This window comes from Streptomyces sp. YIM S03343 (assembly GCF_054729195.1).
Genome location: NZ_JBPUKX010000001.1, coordinates 7,075,280 through 7,094,684 on the forward strand (window position 1 = coordinate 7,075,280; position 19,405 = coordinate 7,094,684).

Sequence of the window (19,405 nt, forward strand, 5' to 3'; positions counted from 1 at the left end):
GCCACTATTGCGGGGTGGACGGTGCCGGTGGCAGGGCGCGGGCCGGTGGGACGGGTGCGCGCCGGGCGTGCGCGATGGCGGAAGCCGGTGATCGCCGGGTGCGCCCCGCCGCGGCCTGCTGCGTCCGGACGGCCGCTACGGCTCCTGCGTCTGACGGACGCCATGGCCCGCGCGGCCGGTGTGTCCCTACGGCGCCCACGACCGGCGTGTCCCGGCGGTACGGATTGCCTGCGCGCCCTCTGCGCCGTACGGCGCCGTCATGCCGTGGAACCGCCGCGGTCCCCGCGGTCCGGTCCGCCCGGGTCAGGCGTTGATCGGGCGTGACCAGCCGGGTGTCGTCCCGGTCACCCGGCACAGAGCCAGGTAGAGGGGGATCGGCGGGGTGTACGGAAGCGTGCCGTCCGGCCGGTGGATGAGGCCGGGGGCGTGCGGGACGTCGGGCAGGACCGCGCCGACGGCGTAGCGTGCGGGAGCGGGCCACTGGAGGGCGTAGTCGGAGTCGGACGGCACGATCCACCACCAGTGCGCCTCGTCGGCGTAGACGCATCCCACGCGGGGGAGCCGGGGCAGAACGAGCGGGCCGAAGACGGCCGGAACGGCCACCGCGTCACAGCCGAGCGGTGCTGTCATGCCCTCGGGCACCGACAGCCGCCGGGGTATGACGGGCGGGCGCAGTTCGCGTCCCAGCCGGACCAGGGTGTCCATACCGAGTACTTGACCGCCGGCACCGGGCACCGCGCTCACCCCCATTCCGTTCCGGGGTTGCGGGGGCGGCCCACGGCCAGGCCGTACTGCCGGAGCTGCGCGACGCCCTGCCGGAGGGCCTCGCCGACGCCGTGGCGAGGGCCTGCGGCCTCGCCCTCGACGGAGGGAACAGCCGTGATCCCGGTGGCGCGGACGCCTTCGGCTGCGTGGCTGTCAACCCCGTCGGCTCCATGGCCGTGGGCCGCGTCGATCCCGCGGCCCGCGGCCGGGAGTGGTCCCGCGGTCCGGTGTGATCCCTCCGCCGCACCCGGTCCGCCGGCCCTGTCGGCCCCGACTGCCTCTGCAGGCATGCCAGGCCCGCAGGGACCACCCGGCCCGCCCGGCCCACCGGACGTCGTCGGCTTCGGCCGGGGTCCCCAGCCGAGGTCGCCGTGGGCGCCGTCCGCGGCGCCGGGGCCGTGTGCGCCCCCGGCTGCCTCGGCGCCCTCCCCGTGCGGCAGTTCGGCCCACACGAGCAGGCCGGTGCCGCTCTCCTGGGCACCCCAGGCACGGCACAGCGCCTCGATGAGGAGCAACCCCCTCCCGTGCTCCTCCTCGGGCCGCCGCGGCGACGGATGGGGCTCGCCGGGCGCGCATCCCTCGTCGCGCACGGCTATCCGCACCAGGTCGTCGTGGTCGTGCAGTTCGCACACCACATGGCTGCTCGCGGTGTGGACTATGGCGTTGGTGACCAGCTCGGAGATCACCAGGGCCGCCGTGTCGCAGGTGTCCTCGCACACCGACCAGCCGGTCAGCCGTGCCCGCGTCAGCCGTCTGGCCTGTGCGGGGGAGCCAGGGTGTGCGGCCAACTCGAAGCGGAACCGGCGCTCGGCAGCGGCCCCGGAGGGGCCCGCTCCCGCGGCGGCGCCGAGTCCGAGGCGGCCTGCGGCGGCGTCTGTTCCTAAGGGCGCGGACGGAATCACGCTTGCCACTATCGCCCCGTCGTGAACACTTGGCAAGTGTCACTATGGAAAATGCAGAGTGCTGTGTGACGAAGTGGAAGCGCGTGGCACACTGCTCGCAACAGCACGACGAACGGCGCCAGTTGGGATCGGCGAGGATCCGGCCGGATCATCGAACGGGTCTTCGAATGGCGCCGTCGGGCTGTCGGGAATCCTGGGTGGAGGTGCAGCGTGAGCGAACCGCGGTCCGCGCCGACGGTGGGACAGGTCGTCCTCGGCAGACGCCTGTTGGACCTGCGGGAAGGCGCGGGTCTCAAGCGCGAGGAAGCCGCGCGCATCCTGCGCGTCGCACCGGCCACCGTCCGCCGAATGGAGATGGCCGAGGTCGCGTTCAAGATCCCGTACCTCCAACTGCTCCTGAAGGCGTACGGCGTCACCGACGAGGAGGCCGAGGCCTTCGTCCAGCTGGCCGAGGAGGCCAATCAGCCCGGCTGGTGGCAGCGGTTCCACGACATCCTGCCCGGCTGGTTCTCCATGTACGTCAGCCTGGAGGGCGCGGCCGGCCTCATCCGGTCCTACGAGCCGCACTTCGTCCCTGGTCTGCTCCAGACCGAGGACTACGCACGCGGTGTCCTGAAGTCGGGAGCCATCGGCCAGACCCGGCCCGAGGACATCGAGCGCCATGTCGCACTGCGCAGACAGCGCCAGGAACTCCTCAGCCGCCCCGACGCACCGCGCTTCTGGGCGGTGATGGACGAGACCGTCCTGCGCCGTCCGGTCGGCGGCCCGGAGGTGATGCGTGACCAGATCGACAGACTGATCGAGGCCACGAAGCTGCCCAATGTGACGCTCCAGGTCGCCCCCTTCTCGAGCGGGCCGCACCCGGGCACGTTCGGGCCCTTCGTGCTCTTCCGATTCGCCATGCCCGAACTTCCGGACATGGTCTACAGCGAGTACCTGACCGGCGCCGTCTATCTCGACGCGCGTCCCGAGGTGGCCACCCACCTCGAGGTCATGGACCGCATGGCGGCGCAGGCCGCCACTGCACAACGCACGAAGGAGATCCTCCGGGATCTCCGCAAGGAGCTGTGAATGGACCTCACCAAGCCGCGCAAACATGTCTACAACGGCATGCCGGCACGGGAGCTGGGCAGCCAGGGCTGGCACAAGCCGTGGAGCGGCGGCAACGGCGGCAACTGCCTGGAGGCGATGAAGCTCGCCGACGGACGTATCGCGGTACGTCAGTCGACCGACCCTGACGGGCCCGCTCTGATCTACACCACCGACGAGATGATTGCCTTCATCGAGGGCGCCAAGGCGGGGGAGGCCGACTTCCTGGTGTCCTGACAGCCGGTGTCCCGTGCCCGGTGTCGCTAGGCTGGTTATCACTCACTTGTGTTCTGGCAACTCCCTTATCTTGGCACTGACTTGATCACTGTTTGCGATACGGCCCCATGGAGTTCGAGATGACCGGGCAGACCCCTGCCGAGATCGACACGAGCAGGCCCCACCCCGCTCGGATCTACGACTGGTACCTCGGCGGCAAGGACAACTACCCCGTCGACGAGGCCATGGGCCGTCAGATGCTCGCCCTCGACCCGCGCGTCCCCGTGATGGCGCAGGTCAACCGCGGGTTCATGCACCGCGCCACCCGCTGGCTCGCGCAGCAGGGAGTACGCCAGTTCCTCGACATCGGCACGGGCATCCCGACCGAACCCAACCTCCACCAGATCGCCCAGCGGATCGTGCCGGACGCGCGTGTCGTGTACTGCGACAACGACTCGATCGTGCTGGCCCACGCGGCGGCCCTGATGCGCGGCACCCCGCAGGGCGTGACCGAATATCTCATGGCCGACGTGCGCGATCCGGCCACCATCATGGACGCGGCCGGGAAGATCCTCGACCTCGGCCGCCCGGTGGCCCTCTCGCTCGTCGCGCTGCTGCACTTCGTCCCCGACTCGGACGGCGCCCACGAACTCGTCGAGCGCCTGCTCGCCGAACTGCCCTCCGGCAGTTTTCTGATGATGACCCATGCGACCGCCGACTTCACCCCCGAGGAGTCGGCCGCGGCCACCGAGAAGCTCAAGGCCGCCGGCGTCACCTTGGCGCTGCGTTCCCGCGAGCAGTTCGCCCGCTTCTTCACCGGCCTCGAACTCGTCGAACCCGGCGTGGAGATCGTCCACAAGTGGCATCCGGAACTGGGCGAGCCCGTTCCGGGACAGGACGACGGTGTGATCCCGGGGTACGGAGCGGTGGCGCGCAAGCCCTGACCGGGCCCATCGGCCACCCACCCAGGGCCTCTCCCCGAGGCCGCCGGCGCTGCGTCACACCGCCATCGGCCGGTCGTACGGCGATATCGGCGCCGGAAGCCGCGAACTCCCCGCCAGATGACGGTCGACCGCGGCGGCCACCGCACGCCCTTCCGCGATCGCCCACACGATCAGCGACGGGCCGCGCGCGGCGTCCCCCGCGGCGAACACACCGGCGACGTTCGTCGCGAAGCCCGCGTCCCTGCTGATCGTGCCACGCGGTTCCATGGCCAGCCCGAACTGGTCGACGAGCCCGTCCGACCGGTCGGGCCCGGAGAAACCGAGCGCCAGCAGCACCAGGTCGACGGGCAGGGTCCGCCCGGTGCCGGGCTGCGGGCGGCGTGCCGCGTCCACCTCGACCAGGTGGAGCGACCGCACATGTCCGGCCGTGTCGCCCGTGAAGCGGAGCGTCGACGCCGCGAACAGCCGTGCATCCGCGTCCGCCGCGGGCGCCGTACGCAGTTCGCGCGCCTCCTCATGGGCCGCGGACATCCGGTAGACCTTCGGATACGTCGGCCACGGCTCCCGGTTCTCGTCGCGCTCCGAGCCGGGCAGACCGTAGATGTCCAGCTGGGTCACGGACGCGGCGCCCTCCCGCACCGCGGTGCCGAGACAGTCCGCCCCGGTGTCGCCGCCGCCCACGATGATCACGTGTTTTCCCGCGGCCGACAGCGGTGACCTCTCCAGGTCGCCCTCGCGCACTCGGTTCGCCAGCGGCAGATACTCCATCGCCTGATGGATCCCGGCCAACTCCCGCCCGGGTACCGGAAGTTCCCGCCACGCCATGGCGCCCGTGGCGATCACCACCGCGTCGTGGCGCGACCGAAGCTCCGTCGCGCCCACATCCCGGCCGACGGTCGTCGACGTACGGAACCTGGTGCCCTCCGCCCGCATCTGCTCCAGCCGCCGGTCGAGATGGTGCTTCTCCATCTTGAACTCGGGTATGCCGTAGCGCATCAGCCCGCCGAGCCGGTCGTTCTTCTCGTACACCGCGACCGTGTGCCCGGCGCGCGTCAGCTGCTGCGCCGCCGCGAGGCCGGTGGGCCCGGACCCGATCACCGCGACGCTCCACCCGGACAGCCGCTCCGGCGGGCGGGGCGGCACGAGATCGTCCTGCCAGGCCCGGTCGGCGATCGCGCATTCGACGTTCTTGATCGTGACGGCCGGCTGGTTGATCGCCAGCACACAGCCCGCCTCGCACGGAGCCGGGCACAACCGCCCTGTGAACTCCGGGAAGTTGTTGGTCGCATGCAGCCGCTCGCTCGCCGCCCGCCAGTCCTCGCGCGAGACCAGGTCGTTCCAGTCGGGGATCAGGTTCCCCAGTGGACAGGCCTCGTGGCAGAACGGGATGCCGCAGTCCATGCAGCGGTCGGCCTGCCTGCTGACGATCGGCAGCAGCCCGCCCGGGACATACACCTCCGTCCAGTCCCGGACCCGCTCCTCGACCGGTCTGCGGGGCCACTCCTGGCGGGGCGTGGTCATGAAGCCCTTGGGATCGGCCATGGCCGTGTTCCTTGCATGTCGCTGCCTGGCAGGGGCGTGACGTGCGCCGACGGCGTGCATGCGTCATCGGCGGGCGACGCTCTTTCGGCCACGATACGTCCCGTCGTGCGGCCGTGCAGGGCAGGGCAGGGACAACGTTTTCTCTCAGGTCGGCGCGGGTCGGCCCGCCGCCGGCGGGAGGTCCGCGCCGGCCGCCGTCCGGACAGCCGGACCCGACGTCCGTGCCCTCAGAGCCCTCAGACGAGAGCCGCTATGTAGAAGACCGCGGCGGCCCCCGAGGCGATCATGCGGACGTGGTTCCACATGGTCCACTCCCGCACATACGAGGGCCAGTACGTGACGGCCTCCGACGTCCCCGGCTCCATCCGCGTCAGTGCCTCGTTGCGCGGCACGTTCGCCGCCACCGTCACCCCGAACGCGCCGGTCAGATACAGGGCGCTGCCCAGCAGCAGTTCCAGCGTCGTGCCGTCCGGCCACAGCACGAACGTGACCACCGCGATCACCGCGCACAGCACCGCCGCGCCGAGGAACAGGACCATGAACGCCGGTGTCGTCGCGGACGAGTTGACCGCCTGCATCGCGGCGACACCTTGTGCCGGGGGCAGCGCGGCCAGCCCCCGCATGACGAACAACGAGAAGGCGCCGAACACCCCGGCCATCAGCCCCGTCCCCAGTACACCCAGCACCACCAGCACCATGTACGGCCCACCGTCCATGTCAGCTTCAACTCCCGCCCGTCGAGCCGAGTTCCCGTCTTGCTCGCCTTCACCCCGCTTTGTTCCATCCTCACCCCGCAGAGCCGCGCCCCGCCTCCCGCCATGTCCGCAGCACCGCCTCCGCCACGGGCGTGATCCTGCGCCGCGCCTCGTGCCAGGGCACCCCCTCCATCAGCAACCGGTCGTACGGCGTGTCGAGATGCCGCACCGACGCTCTGACCGCCGAGGTCACCGCACGTTCGGACAGCGCCCTCCCGGCCGCGCTCCGCCCGACCCGTCCGCTGCCCCGCTCCGCGGCGTGCCCCGCGATGTCCCGGGCCCGGCCGGACGGACAGCCGGGGAACAGCCGCTGGATCTCCGACGCGAACGCGTCCGCGAACCGTATGTCCTGCGCCGCCCGGTGCCGTGCGTCCCGTGCCCGGCGCCGCCGCCGCGCCTCCGCGTCGGCCAGACACCGCTCCTCGGCGCGGGCGAGCCCCGCCTCCTCGACGAGGACGCCCTGCCGCTCGTAGCGGCTTCTGCGCCGGTTGAACCGCACCACCACCGCCGACAGCCCGCTCTCCTCCCGCGCCCGCCGCGTCAGTGCGGTGTCACCGCGTGGCAGAAACACCAGATGCCCCAGGTCCGCGCAGTCGAGGCAGCGCGGCACCCCCTCGTCGAGGACGACCAGCGTGCACGGCCCGCGCCGGCACCGGGCACAGTGCCGCTTCCTGAGCGGCTGGACGACAAGAGGGCCCGTGACGGTGACGGTGGGGGCGGGGGACGGCGCCGGGCGGGTGCGGGATGCCATGCAGGATTCCTTCCCCGCCCCGGACGGCCGGGGAACGGGCCGGTCCCGGACGCACCGCACGGACGGCACAACCCCTGACGCATCATGGGCCCTGTGCGACTCGAAGCGATCACCTGGGACCGGCTCGGCGACCTCCTCGCCGAGCGTCTGCTGGACCTGGCGCCGGGCGACGGCGGTCCCTGGCCGCGCGTCGCCTTCGACGGCGCCCCCGCGGCGCGCCCGGGGGACCTCGCCGAGCGGGTCTCGGAGGCACTGCGGGTGCGCGGCCGCCCCTCGCTGGTGGTCGCCGCCGAGGGCTTCCTGCGCCCCGCCTCGCTGCGGCTGGAACACGGCCACCGGGACCCGGAGTCGTACTACGACGGCTGGCTCGACACCGGCGCCCTGTGGCGCGAGGTCTTCGGCCCGCTGGAACCCGGCGGCGACGGCCGTGTCCTGCCCGACCTGTGGGACCCGGTCACCGACCGGGCCACCCGCACTCCCTATGTCCGGCTCCCGCCCGGCGGGGTGCTGCTGCTGCACGGTCCGCTCCTCCTGAAACACTGGTTCCCCTTCGATCTGACCGTCCATCTCCTCCTCTCCCCGGGCGCCCTGCACCGCCGTACCCCTGAATCCGACCACTGGATGCTGCCCGCCTTCGCGCGCTACACGGACGAGACCGACCCGGCCGCCACGGCCGACGTCCTGATACGCGCCGACGATCCCCGCCGCCCGGCGTGGAACGGCTGAGCGGACGGCGGGAAGACATGCGGACCCCGGGCGGCGCGGCAAGAATGTAGGGCGCCGGTACCAGCGGCGTGTCGCGCGCCGTGCCGGCCGCCCGGCACCGGGAGGTACACCATGACCACCGCCGGAGACATCATGCACCGCGGCGCCCAGTGGATCCCCGCCCGCGAGACCCTGGACCGCGCCGCCCGGCTCATGCGCGAACTGAACGTCGGGGCACTGCCCATCAGTGACGAGAACGAAAGGCTCTGCGGCATCCTCACCGACCGGGACATCGTCGTCGGCTGCGTCGCCATGGGCCACGACCCGTCCAGGGTGACCGCGGGCGACATGGCCCAGGGCACCCCGCGCTGGATCGATGCGGGTGCCGACGTCAGCGAGGTGCTCCAGGAGATGCAGGGCCACCAGATCCGCCGACTCCCGGTGATCGAGAACAAGCGTCTGGTGGGCATGATCAGCGAGGCCGACCTCGCCCAGCACCTCACCGAGGACCAGATCGCCTCCTGGGCCGAGAGCGTCTACTCACGCTCCCGCCACTGACCTCTGCGCTGGCCCGCACTCCCCGTTCCGGCCCGGTCCGCCCGTCGGCGCGGACCGGGCCAGAGCCGTCACAGCCAGCCGTTGCGCCTGAACCCGCGGTACAGCGCGAGACAGCCGACGGAGATCGCGGCGATCACCAGGGGGTAGCCGAACCTCCAGTGCAGCTCCGGCATGTGGTCGAAGTTCATGCCGTACAGCCCGCACACCATGGTCGGCACGGCGATCACCGCCGCCCACGCCGTGATCTTCCGCATGTCCTCGTTCTGCGCCACGGTGACCTGCGCGAGATGCGCCTGGAGGATCGAGTTGAGCAGTTCGTCGAAGGCCGCGATCTGCTCTGTGGCCCGCAGCAGATGGTCCGAGACGTCCCGGAAGTAGGCCTGTATCTCCGGGGCGACCACCCGTATCGGCCGGGTGGCGAGTTCGTCGAGCGGGCGGCCCAGCGGCACGGCGGCCCGCTTCAGCTCCAGCAGCTCACGCTTCAGCTGATAGATGCGGCCCGGGTCCACATGCACACCGTCCGCCGCGAACACGGCCGACTCCACCTGGTCGATGTCGGCCTGCACCGAGTCGGTGACGCTCAGATAGTCGTCGACCACATGGTCGGCGACCGCGTGCAGCACCGCGGCCGGACCCTTGGCGAGCTGCGCCGGGTCGTCCTCGAGCTCCTCGCGCAGCGGGCCCAGCGAGCCGTGTCGGCCGTGCCGCACCGTGACCACGAAGTCCTGGCCGACAAAAGCCATGATCTCGCCGGTGTCCACCACCTCGCTCGTCGCGGTCAGCTCCTCGTGCTCCACATAGCAGACCGTCTTGAACACCGCGAACAGCGTGTCGCCGTATCGCTCCAGCTTGGGCCGCTGATGCGCCTCGACGGCGTCCTCCACCGCCAGCGGATGCAGATCGAACAGCTCGGCGACATCCGCGAACTCCGCGTCCGTCGGCTCGTGCAGCCCGAGCCAGACGAACCCGTCGCGGGTCCTGCGCACATGGTTCACCGCGTCGGCGAGATCGCCGCCGACGGGGACGCGGACCCCGGCCTGGTACATCACGCAGTTCACGACGGAGGAGCCCAGCGGGGACCGGGCGGGATGGCTCAGGTCGACCCGGGGCCGCCGCCGGGTCAGCCGCGCCACTCTGCGCAGGCCGCCGACCCCGCCGAGCCCTGTGACCTTCCGCAGATTCCCTGTCATGGACATCTGCATCCCCCTGCCTGCCATGGATCCGTGTGCTTGCGTGCCTCGGTGAAGCGGGACTGCTTCGGCCGATCAGTCTGCCAGCTGGACGCAGCGGACGGCGAAGCCTGTGGGAACAGCGAGTTCCGCTTAGTGCCTGCCTGTGGACCGATGGGACGTACGAGCAGGTGGGCGGCCAGGTGGACAAGCGATCGGACAAGCAGACCGGCGAGAGGATGGTCATCGCGGGGTGTTGGTGCGACGGCCTGCCGCCGGACCGGAGCGTCAGCTTCGCACAAGCCGGGCAACTGGGATGATCGCCGCATGACGCGAACCGACGGGTATCTCCTCGACAACCGGCAGACCGGGGCGGCCCAGCGCTTCGCCGCCTTGGCCACCCTCTTCGACCCCACCACCTTCCGTCATCTCGAAGACCTCGGTGTCGGACCCGGTTGGCGCTGCTGGGAGGTCGGTGCGGGCGGTACCTCCGTGGTGTCCTGGCTGGCCAAGAAGGTCGGGCCGACCGGCAAGGTCGTCGCCACCGACATCGACACATCGCTGCTCACCACCGTGAACCGTCAGCCGGTCGAGGTGCGCACGCACGACGTGGCAGCGCAGGAGCCGCCCGGCCAGGGCTTCGACCTGGTGCACGCCCGGCTCGTCCTGGTCCATGTGCCGGACCGGGAGCGGGCGCTCGCGTCCATGGTCAAGGCCCTGCGCCCCGGCGGGCGGATCCTGGTCGAGGACGCCGACCCCGCGCTCCAGCCCCTTGCCTGCCCCGACGAGCGCGGCCCGGCGGAGCAGCTCGCCAACCGGCTGCGCACGGGGTTCCGGCAGTTGCTCGCGGACCGCGGCGCCGACCTGTCCTACGGCCGCAGACTCCCGCAGTTGCTGCGTGAGGCCGGTCTGCGGCGCGTGGAGGCCGATGCGTACTTCCCGGTCGCCTCGACCGCGTGCGAAGCTCTTGAGGCGGCCACGGTCCGCCAGATCCGCGACCGGCTCGTCGCCGCGGGCCTGGCCACGGACGACGACATCGACCGGCACCTGGAGAACATCGGGTCCGGCGGCATGGACCTGGCGACGGCACCCATGATCTCCGCGTGGGGACGCAAGGTGTAGCCAGGACGCCTCGGGCGCGCTGCGCGGCTGTGAGGGACCTGGTCCGGAAGGAGCCGTGGACCGCACGAAGCCGTGGGCCGAAAGGACCGGTCGCCGCGCCGCGGATCGCTCAGTACCGTACCGGTGGCCTGCCCCCCACCTGCTCCACCGCCCGTGCCCCCGCCCGGCACCCCTCGGCCGCCGCCGCCTCGGGGGCCGCGCCCGCGAGCAGCGCCGCCAGGAACGCCCCGGTGAAGGCGTCCCCGGCACCCGTGGTGTCCCGCGGAACCGCGGGCGGGGCGGGGACACGGGCGGCGACCTCGCCGGACCGCGCCACCAGTGCCCCCTCCGCACCCTGCTTGGCGACCACCAGCGGGACGTGCCGGCTCAGCTCGGCCGCCGCGGCCGCCCCGTCCGGCAGTCCCGTCAGCAGACAGGCCTCGTCCCGGCTCGGCAGCAGGAGGTCGAGGCCCGCCGCGAAGGCCAGGAAGGCGTCCGTCCCCAGTTCGGCCAGGAAGCCCGTCGACGCGGGATCCAGGCTCACCGGGATCCCGCGCGCGTGTGCCGCCTTCAGCGCCACCTCCGCCAGCGCCCGGCTCGATTCGGCGAACAGCAGATAACCCGACAGATGCAGCCGCGCGACGCCGTCGAGCAGCCCGTCCGACCAATCGGCCGGTTCGAGCCGCAGCGACGCCCCGCTGTCCGTGAGGAATGTCCGCTCCGCCGCGGCACCTGTGTCGACCAGGCAGATCACCGTCCCGGTCGCCGCCGACGGGTCGACCACCAGGTGTGGGTGCACCCCAGTGGCGGTCAGCTCCCGTTCGTGCCATGCCGCCGCCTCCGTGCCGACCCGCCCCAGCAGCCGTACGTCCGGGCACCCCGCACACGCCGCCCAGCAGGCCACATTGGCGCCCGCGCCGCCCGGCAGCGTCCGCACTGCGGTCGCCGTGTCGGTGCCCGGTGCCAGTGGCCCCCGGTGCCGGGCGACGACATCCGTGACGACGTCCCCGACGACCAGCAGCCCGCCGTCCCGCCGCCCGGTGGTCATTCCCGGGTCCAGGCCGCCGCGATCCGCCCCGCCAGCCGCACATTGCCGCGCACCGCCGCCAGATTCGCCGCCAGGGAGGCGCCGTCGGTGTGCCGCACCAGATAGTCCAGCAGGAACGGCGTGACCGCCTGACCGGTGATCCCCTCCGCCTCGCACGCGTGCAGCGCGTCGGCGAGCACGCGCGCGTGCAGCCCCGGATCCAACTGCTCCGCCGCCGGCACCGGATTGGCGACGATCAGCGCCGACTCCGGTCCGCCGAGCGCGTCCTGCGCCCGCATGACCTGGGCGACCTGCTCGGGGGTCTCCAGCCGCCAGTCCACCGGATGCCCGGAGTCGGACAGATAGAAGCCGGGGAAGCGGTCCGTCCCGTACCCGGCTACCGCCACGCCCAGTGTCTCCAGCCGCTGGAGCGTCGCCGGCACGTCCAGGATCGACTTCACGCCGGCGCACACCACGGTGATCCGGGCCCGCGCCAGCAGCCCTAGGTCGGCGGACTCGTCCTGCGTGACCGTCCACTCGCGGTGCACTCCGCCGAGCCCTCCCGTCGCGAACACCCGTACGCCCGCCAGGGAAGCCAGCAAGGCGGTCGCCGACACGGTGGTCGCGCCGCTCGCCCCGGAGGCCATGGCGAGCGGCAGATCGCGGTGGCCCAGCTTGCGGATCCCGTCCTCGTTGGCGACCCGCTCCAACTGCTCCTTGTCCAGTCCGACGTGCGGCCGCCCGTCGAGTACGGCGATCGTCGCCGGTACGGCGCCCTCCTGCCGTACGACGTCCTCCAGTTCCAGCGCCACCTGAAGATTGCGCGGACGGGGCAGCCCATGCGCGATGATCGTCGACTCCAGAGCCACCACGGGTCGGCGCGCGTCCAGCGCCTCCCGCACCTCTTGGGACATCACCAGGGTCACGAGCCCGCCTCCTGTCTTCCGGTCCACCTTCATCCCTGGCGGGCGGCGCGTCCGATCAAACCCCTTGCGAGCTGTGGGGGACGCCACCAGCCTGGAGCGCATGACCGACAACGCAAAGAACGCAGCGAACGCAGCGAACGCAGAGAACCCAGAGAACACCGAGAACACAGACAGCGCAGCACGTCTCGACCATGTAGTCCTCTGGGTCCGCGATCCGGCCTCCGCGGCCGACTTCTACGCGAAGACGGTGGGACTCGAGCCGCTGCGGCTCGCCGAGTTCGCCGCGGGGGAGACGTCCTTCCCCTCGGTGCGTGTCAACGAGGAGACCATCCTCGACCTCATGCCGCGCTCCGGCGCGGCGTACATGACGATGGTCCCGGGGGCCTCGGACAGCGCGGGCCACCCGGTCAACCACGTCTGCCTCGCCCTCCCGCGGGGCGCCTTCGACGCGCTCCGCGCCCGCCTGGAGGAACACGCCGTCCCCGTGTCCGGCCTCTCCCACGACTCCTACGGCGCCCGTGGCGCGGCCCGGCGCAGCTTCTACTTCCGCGACCCGGACGGGAACGTCTTCGAGGCGCGGCACTACGACTGACTCACCCACCCGCCCACCACGCCAGGCACAGGGTGGGGGTGCTCACGCACGCGTGAGCACCCCCACCGGGCGGGTCAGACCGGCTGCAGGCCGTCCAGCACGCCGTGCGGATTGAGTATGTACTTGCGGCTGGCGCCCTCGTCGAACTCGTGGTAGCCGCGCGGTGCGTCGTCCAGACTGATGACGGTCGCGCCGACCGCCTTGGCGATGTGCACACGGCCGTGCAGGATCGCCTTCATCAGGCCGCGGTGATACTGCATCACCGGGCACTGTCCGGTGGTGAACTTGTGGCTCTTGGCCCAGCCGAGGCCGAGCCGCACCTTCAGCGTTCCGGTGCGCGCATCCTCGTCGACGCCGCCGGGGTCGGCGGTGACGTAGAGGCCCGGGATGCCGAGCGCGCCACCCGCGCGCGTGAGGCCCATCAGCGAGTTCAGGACCGTCGCGGGCGCCTCCCCGGCGTCGGGCCCGTGCGCCCGGGCCTCGAAGCCGACCGCGTCGACCGCGGCGTCCACCTCGGGCTCCCCGAGGATCTGCTCGATCTGGTCCTCCACAGTGCCGCGCGAGACGTCGACGGTCTCGCAGCCGAAGCTCCGCGCCTGGGCGAGCCGCTCGGCGTTGAGGTCGCCGACGATGACGACGGCGGCACCCAGCAGCTGCGCCGCCGCGGCCGCCGCGAGCCCTACGGGACCGGCCCCCGCGACGTACACGGTTGAGCCGACGCCCGCGCCCGCGGTGTACGCGCCGTGGAAGCCCGTCGGGAAGATGTCGGACAGCATGGTCAGGTCGAGCAGCTTCTCGCGCGCCTCGTCCCGGTCCGGGAACTTCAGCAGATTGAAGTCCGCGTACGGGACCATGACGTACTCGGCCTGGCCACCGACCCAGCCGCCCATGTCGACGTAGCCGTACGCCGCGCCCGGGCGGGCCGGGTTGACGTTCAGACAGATTCCGGTCTTGCGCTCCTTGCAGTTGCGGCATCGCCCGCAGGCGATGTTGAACGGTACGGAGACGATGTCGCCGACGTCGATGAACTCGACGTCCGGACCCCGTTCGACGACCTCTCCGGTGATCTCGTGACCGAGGACCAGCCCCTCGGGCGCGGTCGTCCGGCCGCGCACCATGTGCTGGTCGCTTCCACAGATGTTGCTGGCGAGTATCTTGAGGATCACACCGTGCCGGCACTTGCGGCCGATGTTCGCGGTTGCGACCCCAGGCCCGTCCTGAAGTTCGAGCGTCGGGTAGTCGATGGTCCTGACCTCCACCGTGCCCGGCTTGAGGTACGCGACTGCCTTGTTTCCGCTCATCCTTGATCGCCGTCCCTTCGGCTTCTCGCTCTCGGGATGCCGGCGGCCGTGTACAGGACGGAGTCTCCTACCGCCTGCGCGGTCCGGCCGGCCCCTGTGCAGGGAAGGTTGGAAACATAAACAACGCTAGTTCAGCCGGGCGGAAGATGCGCATCTATCAGAACAGTGGTTGGGGCAGAACGCCCTCCAGGGCGAGCAGCCTGCGTTTGGTCTCCAGGCCGCCGCCGAAGCCCCCGATGCCGCCGCCGCTCTCGACGACCCGGTGGCAGGGGACGACGACCGGCAGTGGGTTGGAGCCCATCGCCACGCCGACGGCCTGCGCCGCCTGCGGCTGCCCGACACGCCGGGCCAGATCGCCGTACCCGACGACGGTGCCGTACGGCACGCCGGAGGCCAGTTCGCGCAGCACCTGGCGGTTGAAGCCGGAGATCAGCGACCAGTCCAGGGGCAGCTCGAAGACGTGCCGTCCGCCCGCGAAGTACGCCTCGAACTGGTGTATCGCCTCCGTCAGCAGCGGTGAGCCGGGCGCCTCCACGGGCTCGGCGCCGAGCCGGGCCGCGAGCCGTTCCAGCGCCTTGTCCCGCACCGCGTCCGTGGCGTGGAAGACGACATTGACCAGGCCCTCGCGTGTCGCGGCCAGCAGTAGCGGTCCGATGTCCGTGCCGACGACGGCCCATACCACCTGCTGCTCGGTCTGTCCCTGGCTCTGCCCTTCGCTGTCCATGCGCCCCACCGTACGGCCCGCCACTGACAACGCCTCGCGAGCCGGCGCTCAGCCCGTGCTGAGCGCCGCCCGCACCACGTCCGGCCGGTTCGAGATGAGGCCGTCCACACCGTCGCGGATGGCCTTGCGGGCGGTGTCGGCGTCGTCGACCGTCCACGCGCACACCGCCAGCGGCCTGCCGTGCGGGCCCGCGACAGCGTGTACGGCGGAGACGTAGCCGGGCGACAGGGATGCCTGGGAAGGGTTGATCAGGTCGGCGAATCGCGCGTAACCGGACAGTTCCCGTACCGGCGGGCTGCCGAGCAGACCGGTCGTCACGGCCGGTCTCAGGTCGTGCACGATCCGTAGGCTGTCCGCGCTGAAGCTCTGCACGATCAGCCGGTCGTCGAGATCCCGCGGATCCAGCCAGCCCTCGTTGCCGAGCAGCTTCAGCGTCTGCTGCTCGATGCCCGGGTACAGCTCGGGGTTCTTGATCTCCAGGAGCAGCTTCTGGTGGTTGTGCTCGATTCGCCGCATGTACTGCGTGAGCGTCGGCACGCGCGTGCCCGCGTATGCGGGCGAGAACCAGCTGCCCGCGTCCAGGCGGGCGATCTCGGCCGCGGTGAAGTCCTTCACCTTCCACGGCGCCCGGCCGGGGAAGACCTCCTCGGCGTTCGTGGTGCGCGCCAGGCTGTCGTCGTGGATGACGACGAGGCGACCGTCACTGGTGCGCTGCACATCGTTCTCGACCCAGGAGAAGCCGAGGCGGGCCGCGGCGTCGACCGAGGCCAGGGTGTTCTCCGGCGCGTACGCCGAGGCGCCCCGGTGGGCGATGATCCACGGCCCCTCGTCCGCGTCACCGGCCCGCGCCCGGGACGCAGGCAGCAGAAGGGCGAAGACCCCAACGAGCGCGGTGGTCGTGGCGGCAAGTGCGCGCGCGTGCATGCCTGCTCCTCGCGTCGGGGTCCGTGCCGAACAAGTTGATCACGCACAGGCCCCGAGTGACAGCGGAGCGTCTTCGTCGTGCGCAGGAACGGTGCAGATGGAGTGGAGCCGTCCGCATCCGCGCAACGGTGCCGTACAACTGGGGCGAGCCCGTGTTTCTTTTCCGGAAAATCGTTCGATCGTCCCGGTGGAGGTCATACTCTCTGCGTCAGCCTCGACCGCGGGCGGGCCTGGGAACGGGGAGCACTTCAGGAGAGCCGGGGCGTCACCTTGGCGTCGGAGGGCGGAAGGGCACCGCGCATGCAGGGCACCGTCGACGGATTCAGCTACGGCCTGGTCACACCGCTCACGGCCTACATCATGGCCTGCCTCGGCGGCGCGCTCGGCCTGCGCTGCACCACCAGGGCGATGCTCCTCTCCCGCTCCTGGCGCGCGGGCTGGCTCGCCCTCGGCTCGGCGGCGATCGGCTCGGGCATATGGACCATGCACTTCATCGCCATGATGGGCTTCAGGATCAGACAGACACCGATCCACTACGACACGCCCACCATGCTGGCCGGTCTGGGCGTCGCCGTCGTCATGGTCGGCATCGGCATCTTCATCGTCGGCCACCGGGGCGCGCGCGGAGCGGCGCTGTTCACCGGCGGTGCCGTCACCGGCCTCGGTATCGCCTCGATGCACTACCTGGGCATGGCCGGGATGCGCCTCGACGGGAAACTGGAGTACAACACGCTCACCGTGGCCGCGTCCGTCGTCATCGCCGTGGCCGCGGCCACGGCCGCCCTGTGGGCCGCCGGACAGGCGCGGGGATTCCTGTGGAGCGTCGGCGCCAGCCTCGTCATGGGCCTGGCGGTCACCGGCATGCACTACACGGGCATGGCCGCCCTCAGCGTCCGCCTCCACCTCCACACAACCGCCCCGGCCACCGCGGGCGACTCGCCGGTCGCCCTGCTCGCCCCCCTGATGATCGGCCCGCTGGTCTTCCTCTGCCTGGCCGGCGTCGTCGTCCTGTTCGATCCGGTGATGGTCATGGGCAGGTCCGACCCGGGCCCGGCCGCGCAACGGCCTGGAGTCCCGGCCCGCCGCGTCCTCCCGCGTGCCGCCGCGCGCTCCGCACCCCGGCCGGACCGCCGGACCGTGCGTCACCGCCGCACCCGCACCCCGCAGAACAGATGATCCGGCCGCGTTGTCAGTGGCGGGTCGTACGGTGGATTCCATGCGGCCCGTTTCTCACATCGAACGCACTATGGCGCCCTTCGAGGTCGTCAGCCCCTACCAGCCCAGTGGCGACCAGCCGACGGCCATCGCCGAGCTGGCCACGCACATCGGGGCCGGTGAGAAGGACGTCGTCCTGCTCGGCGCGACCGGCACCGGCAAGTCCGCCACCACCGCGTGGATGATCGAGAAGCTCCAGCGCCCCACGCTGGTGATGGCGCCGAACAAGACCCTGGCCGCCCAGCTGGCCAACGAGTTCCGCGAGCTCTTGCCGAACAACGCCGTCGAGTACTTCGTCTCGTACTACGACTACTACCAGCCCGAGGCGTATGTCCCGCAGTCGGACACCTACATCGAGAAGGACTCCTCGATCAACGAGGAGGTCGAGCGGCTGCGTCACTCCGCCACCAATTCGCTGCTGACCCGCCGCGACGTCGTCGTGGTCGCCTCGGTCTCCTGCATCTACGGCCTCGGTACCCCGCAGGAGTACGTGGACCGCATGGTCCCCCTCCGTATCGGCGACGAGATCGACCGCGACGAGCTGCTGCGGCGCTTCGTGGACATCCAGTACACCCGCAACGACCTGGCCTTCAGCCGCGGCACCTTCCGGGTGCGGGGCGACACGATCGAGATCTTCCCGGTCTACGAGGAACTTGCCGTCCGCATCGAGATGTTCGGTGACGAGATCGAGGCGCTCTCCACCCTCCACCCGATCACCGGCGAGATCATCAGCGACGACCAGCAGCTCTACGTCTTCCCGGCCTCCCACTACGTCGCCGGCCCCGAGCGGATGGAGCGGGCCGTCAACGACATCGAGAAGGAACTGGGTGAGCGCCTGGCCGATCTGGAGAAGCAGGGCAAGCTCCTGGAAGCCCAGCGGCTGCGTATGCGCACCACCTACGACATCGAGATGCTCCGCCAGATCGGCACCTGCTCCGGCGTCGAGAACTACTCGATGCATTTCGACGGCCGGTTGCCCGGCTCCCCGCCGAACACCCTGCTCGACTACTTCCCGGACGACTTTCTGCTCGTCATCGACGAGTCGCACGTAACCGTCCCGCAGATCGGCGCCATGTACGAGGGCGACGCCTCGCGCAAGCGCACCCTCGTCGAACACGGCTTCCGGCTGCCGTCCGCGCTCGACAACCGCCCCCTGAAGTGGGAGGAGTTCCAGGAGCGCATCGGCCAGACGGTGTATCTGTCGGCGACCCCCGGCACGTACGAGCTCTCCCGCGCGGGCGGTGTCGTCGAGCAGATCATCCGTCCGACCGGTCTGGTCGACCCGGAGGTCGTGGTCAAGCCCACCGAGGGCCAGATCGACGACCTGGTGCACGAGATCCGCACCCGTACCGAGAAGGACGAGCGGGTCCTGGTCACCACTCTCACCAAGAAGATGGCCGAGGACCTCACCGACTACTTCCTGGAACTGGGCATCCAGGTGCGCTATCTGCACAGCGACGTCGACACCCTGCGCCGTGTCGAACTGCTGCGCGAACTGCGCAGTGGCGAGTTCGACGTCCTGGTCGGCATCAACCTCCTGCGTGAGGGACTCGACCTGCCCGAGGTGTCCCTGGTGGCCATCCTCGACGCGGACAAGGAGGGCTTCCTCCGCTCGGGCACCTCGCTCATCCAGACCATCGGCCGTGCCGCGCGCAATGTCTCCGGCCAGGTCCATATGTACGCCGACAAGATCACCCCGGCGATGGAGAAGGCCATCGACGAGACCAACCGCCGCCGGGAGAAGCAGGTCGCGTACAACAAGGCGAACGGCATCGACCCCCAGCCGCTCCGCAAGAAGATCAACGACATCGTCGCGCGGATCGCCCGTGAGGAGGTCGACACGGAGCAACTGCTCGGCTCCGGCTACCGAAAGTCCAAGGACGGCAAGGGTGCCAAGTCCCCGGTCCCGTCGCTCGCCGAGCACGCAGTCAAGGGCGGCAGGGCGGCCAAGCCCGCCAAGAGCAAGGCCCGAAGCAAGGAAACAGTGCCCACCGACCGGCCCGTGGCAGAGCTCGCCGAGCAGATCGAGGAGATGACGGAGCGCATGCGCGCCGCCGCCGCGGATCTCCAGTTCGAGATCGCGGCCCGACTGCGCGACGAGGTCTCCGAGATGAAGAAGGAGTTGCGGCAGATGAGGGAGGCGGGCCTCGCCTGAGGTCCGCACATCCGCGCCGACCTCCGTTCAGGGGCCGTGTGTCT

General features: G+C 71.1%; 19 protein-coding genes and 1 pseudogene. 9 read left to right on the forward strand and 11 right to left on the reverse strand.

What is annotated here, in order from left to right:
• Positions 1-303: 303 nt before the first annotated feature.
• Together ACSYGN_RS31255 and ACSYGN_RS31260 are read right to left on the reverse strand one after the other, a co-directional pair.
• Positions 304-750 carry a hypothetical protein gene (locus tag ACSYGN_RS31255; RefSeq protein WP_460401534.1) on the reverse strand — a complete coding sequence of 149 codons (447 nt, stop codon included), beginning with the start codon at positions 748-750 and terminating at the stop codon, positions 304-306.
• A 329-nt stretch (positions 751-1,079) separates the two neighbouring features.
• A pseudogene (locus ACSYGN_RS31260) lies at positions 1,080-1,703 on the reverse strand (ATP-binding protein); the annotation flags it as partial.
• Positions 1,704-1,877: 174 nt separating this feature from the next.
• Between ACSYGN_RS31260 and ACSYGN_RS31265 the strand changes: the two are divergent.
• The 3 genes from ACSYGN_RS31265 (at position 1,878) to ACSYGN_RS31275 (ending at position 3,916) form a co-directional block, all read left to right on the forward strand.
• On the forward strand, positions 1,878-2,738 hold the full coding sequence (locus tag ACSYGN_RS31265; RefSeq protein ID WP_460401536.1) for a helix-turn-helix domain-containing protein: 861 nt from the start codon (positions 1,878-1,880) through the stop codon (positions 2,736-2,738).
• A complete protein-coding gene (locus tag ACSYGN_RS31270; RefSeq protein ID WP_460401538.1) occupies positions 2,739-2,993 on the forward strand; it encodes a DUF397 domain-containing protein in 255 nt (84 codons plus the stop codon).
• 119 nt (positions 2,994-3,112) lie between these two features.
• Positions 3,113-3,916: an SAM-dependent methyltransferase gene (locus tag ACSYGN_RS31275; RefSeq protein ID WP_460401540.1), complete on the forward strand. Its 804-nt coding sequence runs from the start codon at positions 3,113-3,115 to the stop codon at positions 3,914-3,916.
• Positions 3,917-3,970: 54 nt separating this feature from the next.
• Here the strand turns inward: ACSYGN_RS31275 and ACSYGN_RS31280 are convergent, their stop codons facing one another.
• The 3 genes from ACSYGN_RS31280 to ACSYGN_RS31290 form a co-directional block, all read right to left on the reverse strand.
• A complete protein-coding gene (locus tag ACSYGN_RS31280; protein WP_460401542.1) occupies positions 3,971-5,458 on the reverse strand; it encodes a glutamate synthase subunit beta in 1,488 nt (495 codons plus the stop codon).
• Positions 5,459-5,694: 236 nt separating this feature from the next.
• The gene (locus ACSYGN_RS31285; RefSeq protein WP_460401544.1) at positions 5,695-6,174 is read right to left on the reverse strand and encodes an anthrone oxygenase family protein; all 480 of its coding nucleotides are present in this window, start codon (positions 6,172-6,174) and stop codon (positions 5,695-5,697) included.
• 70 nt (positions 6,175-6,244) lie between these two features.
• Positions 6,245-6,964: a DUF2293 domain-containing protein gene (locus tag ACSYGN_RS31290; protein WP_460401546.1), complete on the reverse strand. Its 720-nt coding sequence runs from the start codon at positions 6,962-6,964 to the stop codon at positions 6,245-6,247.
• A gap of 93 nt (positions 6,965-7,057) precedes the next feature.
• On the opposite strand from ACSYGN_RS31290, the gene ACSYGN_RS31295 reads away from it, so the two are divergent.
• Positions 7,058-7,690: a nucleoside/nucleotide kinase family protein gene (locus ACSYGN_RS31295; protein WP_460401548.1), complete on the forward strand. Its 633-nt coding sequence runs from the start codon at positions 7,058-7,060 to the stop codon at positions 7,688-7,690.
• Between the two features lie 111 nt (positions 7,691-7,801).
• Positions 7,802-8,227, forward strand: a complete 426-nt coding sequence (locus ACSYGN_RS31300) for a CBS domain-containing protein (RefSeq protein ID WP_460401550.1) — start codon at positions 7,802-7,804, stop codon at positions 8,225-8,227.
• A gap of 68 nt (positions 8,228-8,295) precedes the next feature.
• On the opposite strand, the gene ACSYGN_RS31305 is transcribed toward ACSYGN_RS31300, so the two are convergent.
• Positions 8,296-9,423 (reverse strand): magnesium and cobalt transport protein CorA, encoded by a 1,128-nt coding sequence (locus ACSYGN_RS31305; RefSeq protein WP_460401552.1) that lies wholly within the window; start codon positions 9,421-9,423, stop codon positions 8,296-8,298.
• A gap of 300 nt (positions 9,424-9,723) precedes the next feature.
• Here ACSYGN_RS31305 and ACSYGN_RS31310 point away from each other — a divergent pair, with 300 nt between their 5' ends.
• Entirely contained in the window at positions 9,724-10,518 is a 795-nt protein-coding gene (locus ACSYGN_RS31310) for a methyltransferase (RefSeq protein ID WP_460401554.1), read from the forward strand.
• A 109-nt stretch (positions 10,519-10,627) separates the two neighbouring features.
• Here ACSYGN_RS31310 and ACSYGN_RS31315 read toward each other — a convergent pair whose 3' ends face one another.
• Both ACSYGN_RS31315 and ACSYGN_RS31320 read right to left on the reverse strand, forming a co-directional pair.
• Positions 10,628-11,545 carry a carbohydrate kinase family protein gene (locus tag ACSYGN_RS31315; RefSeq protein WP_460401556.1) on the reverse strand — a complete coding sequence of 306 codons (918 nt, stop codon included), beginning with the start codon at positions 11,543-11,545 and terminating at the stop codon, positions 10,628-10,630.
• Positions 11,542-12,450, reverse strand: a complete 909-nt coding sequence (locus tag ACSYGN_RS31320; RefSeq protein WP_460401558.1) for a pseudouridine-5'-phosphate glycosidase — start codon at positions 12,448-12,450, stop codon at positions 11,542-11,544. The genes ACSYGN_RS31315 and ACSYGN_RS31320 overlap by 4 nt, the downstream gene beginning before the upstream one ends.
• A gap of 100 nt (positions 12,451-12,550) precedes the next feature.
• Between ACSYGN_RS31320 and ACSYGN_RS31325 the strand changes: the two genes are divergently transcribed.
• On the forward strand, positions 12,551-13,042 hold the full coding sequence (locus ACSYGN_RS31325) for a VOC family protein (RefSeq protein ID WP_460401560.1): 492 nt from the start codon (positions 12,551-12,553) through the stop codon (positions 13,040-13,042).
• A gap of 74 nt (positions 13,043-13,116) precedes the next feature.
• Here the strand turns inward: ACSYGN_RS31325 and fdhA are convergent, their stop codons facing one another.
• The 3 genes from fdhA to ACSYGN_RS31340 all read right to left on the reverse strand — a co-directional run bounded on the left by fdhA (position 13,117) and on the right by ACSYGN_RS31340 (position 15,991).
• The gene (fdhA, locus tag ACSYGN_RS31330) at positions 13,117-14,343 is read right to left on the reverse strand and encodes a formaldehyde dehydrogenase, glutathione-independent (RefSeq protein ID WP_460401562.1); all 1,227 of its coding nucleotides are present in this window, start codon (positions 14,341-14,343) and stop codon (positions 13,117-13,119) included.
• 157 nt (positions 14,344-14,500) lie between these two features.
• Complete coding sequence (locus tag ACSYGN_RS31335) at positions 14,501-15,067, reverse strand: methylated-DNA--[protein]-cysteine S-methyltransferase (protein WP_460401564.1); 567 nt, start codon at positions 15,065-15,067, stop codon at positions 14,501-14,503.
• Positions 15,068-15,115: 48 nt separating this feature from the next.
• On the reverse strand, positions 15,116-15,991 hold the full coding sequence (locus ACSYGN_RS31340; protein ID WP_460401566.1) for a glycerophosphodiester phosphodiesterase: 876 nt from the start codon (positions 15,989-15,991) through the stop codon (positions 15,116-15,118).
• A gap of 300 nt (positions 15,992-16,291) precedes the next feature.
• Between ACSYGN_RS31340 and ACSYGN_RS31345 the strand changes: the two genes are divergently transcribed.
• Complete coding sequence (locus tag ACSYGN_RS31345) at positions 16,292-17,167, forward strand: MHYT domain-containing protein (protein ID WP_460401568.1); 876 nt, start codon at positions 16,292-16,294, stop codon at positions 17,165-17,167.
• Positions 17,168-17,207: 40 nt separating this feature from the next.
• Positions 17,208-19,361, forward strand: a complete 2,154-nt coding sequence (gene uvrB / locus ACSYGN_RS31350; protein ID WP_460401570.1) for an excinuclease ABC subunit UvrB — start codon at positions 17,208-17,210, stop codon at positions 19,359-19,361.
• Positions 19,362-19,405: the final 44 nt, after the last annotated feature.

Bases quoted from the DNA above. Each gene is read 5' to 3' on its own strand.
- ACSYGN_RS31270 (WP_460401538.1), top strand. From the start codon at position 2,739: ATGGACCTCACCAAGCCGCGCAAACATGTCTACAACGGCATGCCGGCA.
- ACSYGN_RS31280 (WP_460401542.1), bottom strand. From the start codon at position 5,458: ATGGCCGATCCCAAGGGCTTCATGACCACGCCCCGCCAGGAGTGGCCC.
- uvrB (WP_460401570.1), top strand. From the start codon at position 17,208: ATGCGGCCCGTTTCTCACATCGAACGCACTATGGCGCCCTTCGAGGTC.
- ACSYGN_RS31275 (WP_460401540.1), top strand. From the start codon at position 3,113: ATGACCGGGCAGACCCCTGCCGAGATCGACACGAGCAGGCCCCACCCC.
- ACSYGN_RS31345 (WP_460401568.1), top strand. From the start codon at position 16,292: ATGCAGGGCACCGTCGACGGATTCAGCTACGGCCTGGTCACACCGCTC.
- ACSYGN_RS31310 (WP_460401554.1), top strand. From the start codon at position 9,724: ATGACGCGAACCGACGGGTATCTCCTCGACAACCGGCAGACCGGGGCG.
- ACSYGN_RS31305 (WP_460401552.1), bottom strand. From the start codon at position 9,423: ATGTCCATGACAGGGAATCTGCGGAAGGTCACAGGGCTCGGCGGGGTC.
- ACSYGN_RS31300 (WP_460401550.1), top strand. From the start codon at position 7,802: ATGACCACCGCCGGAGACATCATGCACCGCGGCGCCCAGTGGATCCCC.
- ACSYGN_RS31255 (WP_460401534.1), bottom strand. From the start codon at position 750: ATGGGGGTGAGCGCGGTGCCCGGTGCCGGCGGTCAAGTACTCGGTATG.
- ACSYGN_RS31340 (WP_460401566.1), bottom strand. From the start codon at position 15,991: ATGCACGCGCGCGCACTTGCCGCCACGACCACCGCGCTCGTTGGGGTC.
- ACSYGN_RS31325 (WP_460401560.1), top strand. From the start codon at position 12,551: ATGACCGACAACGCAAAGAACGCAGCGAACGCAGCGAACGCAGAGAAC.
- fdhA (WP_460401562.1), bottom strand. From the start codon at position 14,343: ATGAGCGGAAACAAGGCAGTCGCGTACCTCAAGCCGGGCACGGTGGAG.
- ACSYGN_RS31285 (WP_460401544.1), bottom strand. From the start codon at position 6,174: ATGGACGGTGGGCCGTACATGGTGCTGGTGGTGCTGGGTGTACTGGGG.
- ACSYGN_RS31290 (WP_460401546.1), bottom strand. From the start codon at position 6,964: ATGGCATCCCGCACCCGCCCGGCGCCGTCCCCCGCCCCCACCGTCACC.
- ACSYGN_RS31315 (WP_460401556.1), bottom strand. From the start codon at position 11,545: ATGACCACCGGGCGGCGGGACGGCGGGCTGCTGGTCGTCGGGGACGTC.
- ACSYGN_RS31335 (WP_460401564.1), bottom strand. From the start codon at position 15,067: ATGGACAGCGAAGGGCAGAGCCAGGGACAGACCGAGCAGCAGGTGGTA.